Origin of the sequence: Gracilibacillus sp. D59 (genome assembly GCF_052246695.1) — a bacterium.
In the GTDB taxonomy this organism is placed as follows: domain Bacteria; phylum Bacillota; class Bacilli; order Bacillales; family Amphibacillaceae; genus Gracilibacillus.
On sequence record NZ_JBQQCK010000001.1, the window covers coordinates 110,488 to 122,804 of the forward strand.

Here is a 12,317-nt window from a genome sequence, read left to right on the forward strand (position 1 = left end):
TAAAACACACACAAAGTATAATGGATAAACTAAGTTTTCGTGAAATTTTTTGCAATCCCTGTTCTCTAATTCCAACTAGAGAACAACCCCACACTAGCGAAAAGACTTTCTCCCACTCATCTACTCCAGAATGGAAGCAAGAAAAAAAGCCAGGCATACACCTGACTTTTTTCTTATAAGAATAGACCTGCCATTGTTGCAGATAGGATAGATCCTAATGTTGCACCAATCAATAATTTCATACCGAATTTCGAAACTGCTGCACCTTTTTCACTATCAATTCCTTGTACAGTACCTGCGATAATACCGATAGAAGAGAAGTTAGCGAAACTAGTAAGGAATACGGATACAACCCCAACTGTTTTTTCTGATAATTGACCAACTAATGGTTCTAATTCTAACATTGCTACGAATTCGTTCGTAATGATCTTAGTACCCATAATACCACCAGCTTTGACTAATTCGCCTGGAGCAATACCCATTAAGAATCCAATTGGTGCGAGTACATAACCTAAAATTTCTTGTAAAGTTGTACCTGCGAATATCGCTGATATTACCCAATTCACTAGTTCTAATGCAGAAATAAAAGCAATTAACATAGCAGCTACGATCAGGGCGATTTTACCACCATCTAATGCACCATTCCCCATTGCTTCAAAGAAACTTTTTGCTTCAGATACATTTTTAACATCCACTTCGTCATTTTCATCGTCCACTTTAACTGGCGCGATAATCGACGCAATGATTAGTGAACTGAACATATTCAATGGAATTGCCACTAACACATATTGTGGTGGAAGCATTTGCATATAAGCTCCAATAATAGAAGCCGATACGGAGCCCATTGCTGAAGCACTTACAATATAAAGACGATTGTTATTCAAATGATGAAATTGAGATTTAATCGCAATAATTGCTTCAGATTGACCGAAGAACATACTGTTTACAGCATTGAAAGATTCTACTTTAGGTAACCCGGTAATTTTCGAAATTCCCCAGCCAATATATTTAATAATTAATGGCAGGATCTTTAGATAAGTAAGTACGGATAGTAAGGTCGAAAAGAAGATAATAATTAATAATACATTGAAGAAGAATACTGAACCGCCTTCTTCAATAGCGACTCCTCCTAATACGAAGGCAACACCTTCATTTGCAAATTCAATTAATTTATTAAACACATCAGAAATAAAATTAATGACTGCTTCACCAATTGGTGTCATAAACATAAACCATGTAGTTACAACTTGCGCTAAAAGCATGAGTCCGATTCCAATAAAGTTAACATTTTTACGATCATTTGACATCGCATATGCAATAGCTAGTACTATAATGACAGCTAAAATTCCTAATAAAATTCCCAAAAGTTTTCCTCCTTAAAAATAAACATTATTATTTCTACCTTACCCAATCACCCATAGAATTACACCTCATTTTAGCATGAAAATGTTTTCTTGTGGGAGCGATTTTAAAAGTCTAAAAATTAAAAAGATTTAAAAGATTTTGCCACTTCTACTAATGCTTCTTGTGAAAGTGACTCTTCACTTGGACGGTAAATAATTTGATAAGTGATACCATTCTTGTCCCAGTATAAAGTTTGGGAATATGGCTCTTCTTGATAATAGCCTTTCATTGAATCTGTTATTGAAACGGGGTCAAAGCCACTTTTATCTTGGTAAAGTTCTCCATTAATCAGTTGTATTGTAAAAATATCATTATCTTGAGTGAACATGGTGATATCAAATGCTTCATTATCAAGTTCTTTATAGTAAAAACGATCCGTGACAAGTATATCAGCAGCAATAGGAACATAAGACGGTAATTCTGCACTAAATTCTAAATTTTCCATTGCCTTCTCCACTTTATCTTTTTCATAAGAATAAAAACCTTCTGGTATAGCGGATTGTGCATTGCACCCTACTAAGAATAAAAGAAAAATAATTGCTGTAATCACATGCTGAAAAAACTTCATACTTGTCTGCCTCCATAAATTAATTCGTATATATTAGACGATTAGTAAGAGGAATAAGTTTCACAATAGTAAACATCTCAATAATTTGTTAACTTTTAACACTTATTATAGCATTCCTGATGAATATTAGTCATGTTACCTAAGCAACTTTGTTATGGGGTCATTTCCAATTTTCCTCAAAAAAAAAACGCCGATACTATTTAGCATCGACGTTACTTTTATGAAAGAAGTGTTTCATAGCGTAGAAAACATCTTCTCTATTTTTTAATACAAATTGTTTAAATCGCGGATGATCAACCTCTTTGAATGCTTGCATTAATGTAGAATACCGGTTGTATTGATTGACTTCCCCATAACAAAACATACTAGAACTTTCTAACAGTTTATAAACAGCTTCTAATGATCTCCGGTTATCAGAAGTTAAATTATCACCATCCGAAAAATGAAAAGGGTAGATATTATAACGACTAGCAGGATATTTTTCATTCACTAGTTCCAATGCTTTGCGGTAAGCAGAAGAACATATCGTTCCACCACTTTCTCCTTTTGTGAAAAACGATTCCTCATCTACAACCTTTGCTTCTGTATGGTGGGCAATAAATTCAACATCTACTGTTTCATATTTTTTACGCAAAAAGCGAACCATCCAAAAATAAAAACTCCGGGCAACATACTTTTCAAATTGCCCCATTGAACCACTAGTATCCATCATTGCTAAGACAACTGCTTTTGATTCAGGTTTCTCAATATTATCCCATGTTTTAAAACGTAAATCATCTGGATAAATTGGATTAAAAGACGGCTTCCCTTCTAAAGCATTTCTCCGATAAGATGCCAACATCGTCCTCTTCTTATCAATGTTTCCGATTAAGCCTTTTTTACGTATATCACGAAACTCTACATCAGTAATCGTAATATTATCTTGTTCTTTTTCCATCAAATTGGGCAATTCAAGCTGTGAAAAAAATGCTTCCTCTACTTCCTCAAAATCTACTTCTGCCTCATAATAGTCTACTCCAGGTTGATTTCCCGCTTTCTCACCTTTTTGCCCCTTTTTGGCTTGTTGTGGGTCTTGAGCGACGACATCCCCTACCTCACTGTCTCCGTTTCCTTGACCGACATGTTTGTTTTTAGACTGACTGTAGCGTATTTTATATTCATCTAGTGAGCGAATCGGTATTCGGATGATTTCTTTTCCTCGAGACATGATAATATTTTCTTCACTAACAATATCGGGTAGTTTCTTTTTTAATACTTCCTTTATTTTGTCTTGATGTCGTTTTTGGTCATCAAACCCTTTTCGATGGAGGGACCAATCTTCCTCTGCGATCACAAAGTTTACATCAGCCATCAAATCCCCTCCTTCGCTTGTATTATTTTATTGTATGCAACGAAAGAGAGAATGATTAAGCATTTTTAACAGAAATTTAATTGATTAAAGTTGATTATTTAACCGACTCTGCTAAACGATACTTACTACGTTGGTTAAGCATAAGATATTTTTATTTCTCTTTAAAAATCTTTCTCAACTCGCTTGAATAGTGATTGGTAGAATGCTTTGAACTTGTAAAACATTCATTCATTTTGATTTTAGAGTGCATTCAATAGCTTTTAACTCTGAGCCAAAAAGAAACGTACCACCTGAGGTGAAATAATTATGTTTCACGCGTATAAAAAGTAAAGCTAAATGTTTAATCGGGATTCGTACACTCATTTTGTAGGATGAATCCCTTAAATATGCGTTTATTCGGGATTCGTACACCCAAATTGCAGGGTGAGTCCCTTAAAAATACACTTAATCGGGATTCGCACACTCAAATTGTAGAGTGAACTCCTTAAATATGCGTTTAATCGGAATTCGCACACCCAAATTGCAGGGTGAATCCCTTAAAAATACGTTTAATCGGGATTCGCACACCCAAATTGCAGGTGAATCCCTTAAATATGCGTTTAATCGGGATTCGTACACCAAAATTGCAGGGTGAATCCCTTAAATATGCATTTAATCGGGATTCGTACACCAAAATTGTAGGGTGAATCCCTTAAATATGCGTTTAATCGGGATTCGTACACCAAAATTGCAGGTGAATCCCTTAAATATACGTTTAATCGGGATTCGCACACTCAAATTGTAGAGTGAACCCCTTAAATATGCGTTTATTCGGGATTCGCGTTATTCTCATATCATTTAACAATCATCTGATTAATAGAGAACAAATCTATGGAGAAGTTTTTCGTTTTTTAGCAATTCTGTGAATTTGTTTTTACATTTCAATCTATCAAGAAAAAAACACCCACCATTTAAAAATGATGAGTGCATTTCATTTAGCCTTCTAATAATAAATCATAAGGATCTTCTAGTAGTTGTTTTACACGTACAAGGAATTGTACCGCTTCTTTTCCATCCACGATACGATGGTCGTAAGATAGCGCGATATTCATCATCGGACGAACCTCAATTGAATCATCCGGCATTACCATCGGACGTTTTTGAATCGTATGCATTCCTAAAATACCGACTTGCGGTGCATTTAGAATAGGCGTTGATAATAACGATCCAAAAATACCACCGTTTGTAATCGTAAAGGAGCCACCCTGTAAGTCACTAATTTGTAGTTCCTTATTTTTCGCTTTAGTACCTAAATCTGCAATCGAAGATTCAATACCTGCAAAATCTAGACGATCTGCATCACGTACTACAGGAACAACTAAACCATCGTCAGTTGATACAGCAATACCGATATCATAGAATTTCTTTTTCACAATTTCATTTTCCTGAATCTCAGCATTTAAATAAGGGAACTCCTTCAATGCACTAACAACAGCTTTTGTAAAGAACGACATAAAGCCTAGTTTAATCCCATGTTTTTCTTGGAACTTATCTTTACGTTGACTGCGTAGATTCATAACTGCTGTCATATCTACTTCATTGAAAGTTGTAAGCATTGCTGCTGTCTGTTGTGCCTCAACAAGACGATTCGCAATCGTTTGACGACGGCGAGACATTTTTTCACGCTCTACCGGTTTATCAAACTCTTCTTGTGAACCGGAAGACTTCGCTTTATTTTCAGCTTTAGGTTTCTTATCTGCTTTTGCAGGTTTAACCGCGTTTTCCACATCTTCAGGGCGAATGCGTCCTAGAGGATCTGTTGGTGTAATATCATTCAAATCAATACCTAACTCACGAGCGCGTTTTCTTGTTGCCGGTGATGCAACAACTTTTTGTTGATTACCTGCTTTTTTCGGTTCAGTTGTTTTTTCTTGCTTCGGTTCTTTTTGTTTCTCTTCTTCTTTTGGAGCCGGTTCTTTTTTGTCGTCAGAGCTTTCTGCGGAACTTCCACCAGCTTCACCATTCTCATCTATTTTCGCAATAACTTCTCCAACTTCAACATCATCGCCTTCATTTTTTACAAATTCAGCAACTACACCTGAGTAATCAGCATTAACTTCTACATTAACTTTATCTGTTTCCAATTCACAGATCGGATCACCTTTCTCGACGGAATCACCCTCACTAACTAGCCACTCTGCTATCGTACCTTCCGTAATAGATTCTGCTAATTCTGGGACTTTAATTTCCTTCATTGGTTTCTCCTCCTTCAGTCAGCTCTAATGCTCTTTTTACTATGCGTCTTTGTTCTGCTTTGTGAATGTGTGGATCACCTACGGATGGTGACGAACGTTCGGTACGTCCAACATAGTGTAATTCTAATTTCGTATCTTCAAGCATTCTGTAAAGCAGTTCTTTTACAAAATTCCATGCACCCATGTTTCGTGGTTCCTCTTGAACCCACACCACTTCCTGTAAATTAGGACATCCATCAACGACCTCTTGTATTTTCTTTTCAGGGAATGGATAGATTTGTTCTAAGCGAACGACATGAATGTCTTCATATTTTTCTGGGCTACCGCTCATTTTTTCATGAATATCTACCATTACTTTTCCAGTACCAATTAATAGTCGCTTAGCTTTTTTAGATGTTAAGTCAAAGCCTGGCTGTGGAATTAATGTTTGGAATTTACTATTTGTAAATTCATCTATTGTTGATACCACTCGTGGACTACGAAGTAAGCTCTTCGGTGTTAAAACAATTAACGGACGAGCTGCTTCACTATCCACTAATGCCGCTTGACGTCTTAACAGATGGAAAAATTGTGCACTGGTCGTAACATTTGCGACAATCCAGTTATTCTCTGCTGCCATTGTTAAGAATCTCTCTGCTCTTGCACTAGAGTGTTCCGGTCCTTGCCCTTCATAACCATGTGGCAATAACATCACCATATTAGAACGTTCATCCCACTTCGCACGGCCGGAAGAAATAAATTGGTCAAAAATGACTTGCCCTGCATTGGCAAAGTCACCGAATTGTGCTTCCCAAATGACAAGTGTTTTTGGCGCTTTCACACTATAACCATATTCGAATCCAAGCACGGCAGCTTCTGATAATGGACTGTTATGAATATCGAATGTAGCTTTTGCTTCATCTAACCCATGCATCGGACAATACGTATCACTCGAATCCACATCATGTAACATTAAATGACGATGTGCAAATGTTCCACGCTCTGAATCCTGCCCTGTCATACGAATTGGAATACCGTCTTGTAATATCGAAGCAAAGGCTAATGCTTCTGCAACTGCCCAGTCAGCTTTTCCTTCATTTGCAAAAGTATTGTGACGCTTTGATAATATTTTTTCGAGCTTCTTATAGGATTGAAAACCTTCAGGTCGCTTTAATAGACCTTTATTAAGAGAAAGCAATAGATCCTTCGGTACTGACGTTTCTATGTCACTTAATCCGTTGCGAAGTGCCTGTGGTACTGGCAATGCTTCCGGATTTTCATTAACACTTTCCGTCATATCATCATAAATGCCTTGTAATTTATTAAAAACAGCTTCCTTCATTTCTTCAAAAGTATTTTCTGCTAGAATTCCCTCTTCTTGTAGTCGTTTAGCATAAACATTTGCACAAGTAGGATGTTGATCAATTGATTTGTACAATTTCGGCTGCGTTGCTCTTGGTTCATCCATTTCATTATGACCATAACGGCGATAGCCTACTAAATCAATCAAAACATCTTTTTGGAATTTTTTCCGATAATCATATGCTAATGTTGCTGCTGAAATACAAGCTTCAGGGTCATCTGCATTTACATGGATAATTGGTACTTCAAATCCTTTAGCTAAGTCACTTGCATACCTGGTGGAACGTCCTTGGCTTTGACCAGTTGTAAAACCAACTAGGTTATTGGCAATAATATGCATTGTTCCACCTGTTCGGTAGCCATCTAACAAACTTAGGTTAAAGGTTTCTGCTACTACACCTTCCCCAATAAATGCAGCATCTCCGTGAATCAAAATACTAAACGCTTTGTTTACATTTTGTTCCGGACTACCTTTTTGGAAACGAAAATCTTGTGCTGCTCTTGCGAAACCTTCTACAACCGGATTAACAAACTCCAAGTGTGAAGGGTTATGTGCTAAAGTAATCTTTGTTGGTGATGGTTTTTCTTCCCCGAGATCGCGTTTTGCACCAAAGTGATATTTCACATCACCAGTCCATCCATAAGTTATAGCTCTGGAACCTGGTGAGGATGGTACTAATTCCTTATCTGCTGACGGATGAAACTCAGAAAATAATTTATCAAATGGCTTACCTAAGATATTGGTTAATACACTCAATCTACCTCTGTGAGCCATTCCCATCAGTATTTCTTCTGTTTCATCATAGAAGGAATTTTGAACCATACGATCTAACATCGGAACCATCATTTCCAAACCTTCAATAGAAAAACGTTTTTGAGCTACAAATGTTTTAGCTAAGAAGTTCTCAAAACCTTCTACATCAACAATCTTGCCAAGTAGTTCTTTTTTCTCTTTATCTGAGAAAGGAAAACGATATTTACCAGACTCAATATTCTCCTGGAACCACAATCGCTCTTCATCATTGTTTACATGATCGTACTCAAATGAAATGGTTCCTGCGTATTGAGCTAATAAATAATCAACTACTTCTTGCGCGTTGTTCACCCCTTGAACAGTGGCATCCCAAACCCACTCAGCCGGAATCGCTTCCAAAACGTCTTTATTAAGGTTGTAATAACTTGGTTCAACAAGTGTAGTGTCACTCGGTATACCTGATCCTACAGGGTAAATATCAGCTTTCAAATGACCGTAACGTCGAATAGCCTCAACAAGCTTAATTGCTGAGGTTAATTGTTTCGCACTTATATCAGATGATAAGCCTTTACTACTTGCTACCTCTGCTTGCTGTCCTTCAATTAATTCTTTTGGAGCTCCGTACTGGTCGAACATTTCTTTCAGGGATGGATCGACAGAGTCTCTGTTTTCCAAATAAAGTTCATACTGCTCTTGTACATAGCCCATATTAGGACCGTAAAATTTTTTCCAGAATCTCTCACTGGATTCCTGCTGTGTCACGTCTTATACCCCCATTAGAAGTCACTTTCTCCTGCTAAACTAAACTCCCATCCAAATGTTGTAATGAGTAAAACATTACATCAATAAATATAACCTATTTTACCTAGGGAAACAACATATAAGTTACGATTTTTTGGAAAAGTTTAATTAGTATAAAAAAAGCCTAAAAAAGCTAGTTTTTATGCGTTAAAAGGTACATCTCGATCGTTGATGAGAATGCTTACATGAAGTGAGACTTATTAGGGGAGTTCACGGACAATTAGCACCGTGGCAAAAATAAAAATGCGTATAAAGGAGACAATGATCAATGAGGGTTTTGACCCCCATTGATCATTAGCGAAACTTATCACCGTGATAAAGTATATAGACATTCTTTCGTTTGATTAAGTAATTATTTAGTCGAAATAAGATTGTAAGACCAATACCGCAGCACCTATAGAAATGGTATTTTCTTTTCGACTTTCTTTTGTGAATTGTACAGGGGCTCGTTCGATTGGATAAATATATTGTTTCGCCGATTCTACAATTTTCTCATAATACGGTGGATAAGTCTGAATTAATTCACTACTCAGTATTACTTGTTCTGGATGTAAAATATTTATCATATTCGCTATACCGATTCCATAAGTAACAGCAGACTTAAGTACAACTTCCCGAACAATTGGATCTTCACTATCAAGAGCATCCATAAACTGGTCCATTAAATCTTTTTTATTATTTTCCTTTTCTTTATGATAAAATGGCACCGATTTTTCCATTAAATACTGTTTATTTACTTCTTGCAATAAATGATCATATGAAATAAAAGAAGCAAGAGATCTACGTCCGTTTACATCGATGATCATTTCCCCAAATGAAGTGGCATCACCTGTTTTATTCTTCAAAATTTGTCCATCTGTTAGAACACCACAACGTAACCCTCGACCACTTATGCAATATAAGATTGTTTGATCTGTACTATGACTTTTGATATTTGCATATAAAGTTGCCACATTTGCACCGTTTTCCAGTAATACTTTTTCATTGCGAAAGCTTTCTAAACCGTCCAAAATAGAAACATTTTTCCATCCATTTGCTATAAATGCATCTGGATCAAGAATGATACCTTTCTCTCGATCCAACGGGCCTACCGTTCCAACACCGATACCTAGAAGAAGTTCACGTGTTATGTGATGCTTTTGCAATAACTGTTCAATTTTATCATTGATTATTTGGATAGTAAGAGAAGGTGTATGTTTCTCTGTCATGGCAAATGTAAAACTATCAAGCTTTTCAAATGACATATTCACTAAAGAGATAGTGGACTCAACTCTTGATAAATCTATACCAATAATAAAGCTAGCATTCGGTTCAATTTCGTATAGAGCTGGTGGCCTTCCACCTGAAGATTGGTCATAATGGCTAATTTTAATCATTTTCTCTGATAATAAATTTTCTATATGTCGTGTCATAGTGGTTTGCTTCATTTGTGTGATTTCAATTAATTTTGCTTTCGTAATCGGGCCGTTTGAATGTATGTATTGATAAACTTGCTTCATGCCAATATATTTTGTTGATGTTTGCTGTAAAAAGTACTTTAACACAAAGTTCGCTCCCTTATCTCTTCTATGTACTTTTTAGTATACTTCTATTAATTTCCTATGAAAAGTCTCATTTATTTCTGTGAATCTCTTATTTTTCAGCTAGTTGAAACATTCTTCACACACCGAAATCCAATGTTTCCTGATGAACTATCTACCGTATTCGAGCTTCTAGCTGCTACTCTATACCGGTTACAATAGGATTTATGGCATAAATACGAACCGCCTCGCATTACTTTAGAAATATTACCATTTAACAGATCTTGATCTATTTTTCCATTACGATCAATTTGGAACGTATCCGCACACCATTCCCAAACATTACCAGAAATATTGTATAATCCATATCCATTAGGAGGAAAAGATTTTGCTGGAGCAGTACCGGCATGCCCATCGTCTTTAGTGTTATGTCGCGGAAACTCACCTTGCCAGATATTGCAGTAGTGTTCCCCGTCAGGTGTTAACTCATCTCCCCATGGAAATTTCTTCTGTTCTAATCCACCTCTTGCCGCATACTCCCATTCTTTTTCTGTTGGCAGTCTTTTCCCTGCCCACTTACAATAGGCAACAGCATCATTCCATGAAACATGGATAACTGGATGGTCCATACGATCTTCAATGGTAGACCCTAGCCCCTCAGGTTGAAACCAATATGCTCCCTCTGTCGCAAACCACCATGGCGTTTGTGGTACCTGTTGCATTTTTCCCGGAAAATCTTTAGCAATAAATTGATAAAACACAAAAGACCAACCATATTGCTCTGCCTCTGTCTTATATCCTGTATCATCCACAAATGCTTTAAATTGTTGATTTGTCACAGCATGAATATCTATATAAAAAGGCGAAACTGTTACTTTTTGGACCGGACCTTCTCCATCTGTCTTAAAACCTTCATCATCATCGGTTCCCATTAAAAACTCTCCACCATCTACTAACACCATATTGTCAACGCTATCATTTTTTCCATTTTTAATTGGACCTTTTTCTTTATCATCCAATGACATAAAATCTGCCCTACTCACCTGACAACAGCTTGGTTTATTCTCTTCCATAGATAGCCCTCACTTTCCTAGAAATTAGATTTAGTATAACACGATTCCGTATACACCGGCTAAAGCAATCACAAAAATCGGGTGCAAGCGTAATTTCATTAATGCAAAAAACGAAAAACCACAAATAATTAATAAACTAACTGTACGCCAAGATATTTCTCCAATTACATTATTAGAAATCGCAAATTTTAAAGCTGCATACATAATTAAACCTGTAATAATCGGGCGTAAGCCATAAAATGCCGACTTTACAATGTATAACTCATTAAATTTAAAAAAGAATGTAGCAATAATCAATATGATTAACAAAGAGGGAATGACCATACCTAACGCAGATACAATCGCACCTGATATACCAGCTGTGTGATAGCCAACAAAAATAGCACTATTTGTAGCAATTGGTCCTGGGGACATTCCTGCTACTGCAATAACATCCGTGAATTCCTGTGTTGTCATCCATCCATGTTGAGATACTTCTGTCTCTATTACAGGAATCATTGCATACCCACCACCAAACGAAACAAATCCAATCAGTAAAAAAGTCCAGAACAGATCCCATAGCACCATGTTATTCCCCCCTCCTATTTATCGTTTCTTTCTAACCTTATTGCATAGCCTAACCATTTTTTTAATCTCACAATGAGTAAGCTTGTGCCTATTCCAATTATGATCATGATCATAGGATGAACATTTAAGAAGTAAAGCAATGCCGTAGATATAATCATAATCATAAGAGTGGTTTTGTCATAAATAGCAGTTAGACCAATTTTATAAGCCGCAAACGCAATAATCCCAACAATTGCTGCTCTAATTCCTACGAATGCGGATTCCACATAAGGATTATCCTGTACCCAGATAAAAAGTATACTTAATGCCAATACAATGATAAAGGTTGGTAACAACACAGCTGTCATCGCAATAATTGCACCTAATGTTCCAGCTAAACGGAATCCGATAAATGTCGCAGAATTAATGGCAATCGCTCCTGGTACAGACTGGGCAATTGCTAATATTTCTGAAATATCTTTCGTATCTAACCACTTTCTTTTCTCTACCACTTCTTTTTCCATTATTGGAATCATGGCATAACCGCCACCAAAAGTAACAGGACCTATTTTAAAAAAAGACAGAAAAATTTGTGATAAATATTTCCAATTCGTTTTCAATGGCATTCCTCCATCTTCATGCGAATAACTTTTATCCATTTTGATTATAACATACTTTATTCCTTTTTGGTTAAAAGTAAATAATATTCCATCAGTGGGGTTTTA

General features: G+C 36.4%; 9 protein-coding genes. All 9 read right to left on the bottom strand.

Annotated features, from left to right (window positions below; genetic code table 11):
- Positions 1-173: 173 nt before the first annotated feature.
- Complete coding sequence (locus tag ACTWP4_RS00655; protein WP_443126828.1) at positions 174-1,364, bottom strand: NupC/NupG family nucleoside CNT transporter; 1,191 nt, start codon at positions 1,362-1,364, stop codon at positions 174-176.
- A 119-nt stretch (positions 1,365-1,483) separates the two neighbouring features.
- Positions 1,484-1,972 (bottom strand): hypothetical protein, encoded by a 489-nt coding sequence (locus ACTWP4_RS00660; RefSeq protein ID WP_443126829.1) that lies wholly within the window; start codon positions 1,970-1,972, stop codon positions 1,484-1,486.
- A gap of 196 nt (positions 1,973-2,168) precedes the next feature.
- On the bottom strand, positions 2,169-3,323 hold the full coding sequence (gene yhbH, locus ACTWP4_RS00665) for a sporulation protein YhbH (protein WP_443126830.1): 1,155 nt from the start codon (positions 3,321-3,323) through the stop codon (positions 2,169-2,171).
- Positions 3,324-4,297: 974 nt separating this feature from the next.
- A complete protein-coding gene (gene odhB, locus ACTWP4_RS00670; protein ID WP_443126831.1) occupies positions 4,298-5,557 on the bottom strand; it encodes a 2-oxoglutarate dehydrogenase complex dihydrolipoyllysine-residue succinyltransferase in 1,260 nt (419 codons plus the stop codon).
- Complete coding sequence (locus ACTWP4_RS00675; protein ID WP_443126832.1) at positions 5,544-8,414, bottom strand: 2-oxoglutarate dehydrogenase E1 component; 2,871 nt, start codon at positions 8,412-8,414, stop codon at positions 5,544-5,546. The genes odhB and ACTWP4_RS00675 overlap by 14 nt, the downstream gene beginning before the upstream one ends.
- Before the next feature lie 395 nt (positions 8,415-8,809).
- Positions 8,810-9,997, bottom strand: a complete 1,188-nt coding sequence (locus ACTWP4_RS00680; RefSeq protein ID WP_443126833.1) for an ROK family protein — start codon at positions 9,995-9,997, stop codon at positions 8,810-8,812.
- A gap of 95 nt (positions 9,998-10,092) precedes the next feature.
- Complete coding sequence (locus tag ACTWP4_RS00685) at positions 10,093-11,046, bottom strand: formylglycine-generating enzyme family protein (RefSeq protein ID WP_443126834.1); 954 nt, start codon at positions 11,044-11,046, stop codon at positions 10,093-10,095.
- 30 nt (positions 11,047-11,076) lie between these two features.
- Entirely contained in the window at positions 11,077-11,613 is a 537-nt protein-coding gene (locus ACTWP4_RS00690; protein ID WP_443126835.1) for a chromate transporter, read from the bottom strand.
- 14 nt (positions 11,614-11,627) lie between these two features.
- Positions 11,628-12,218 (bottom strand): chromate transporter, encoded by a 591-nt coding sequence (locus ACTWP4_RS00695; RefSeq protein WP_443126836.1) that lies wholly within the window; start codon positions 12,216-12,218, stop codon positions 11,628-11,630.
- Between the last annotated feature and the right edge of the window lie 99 nt (positions 12,219-12,317).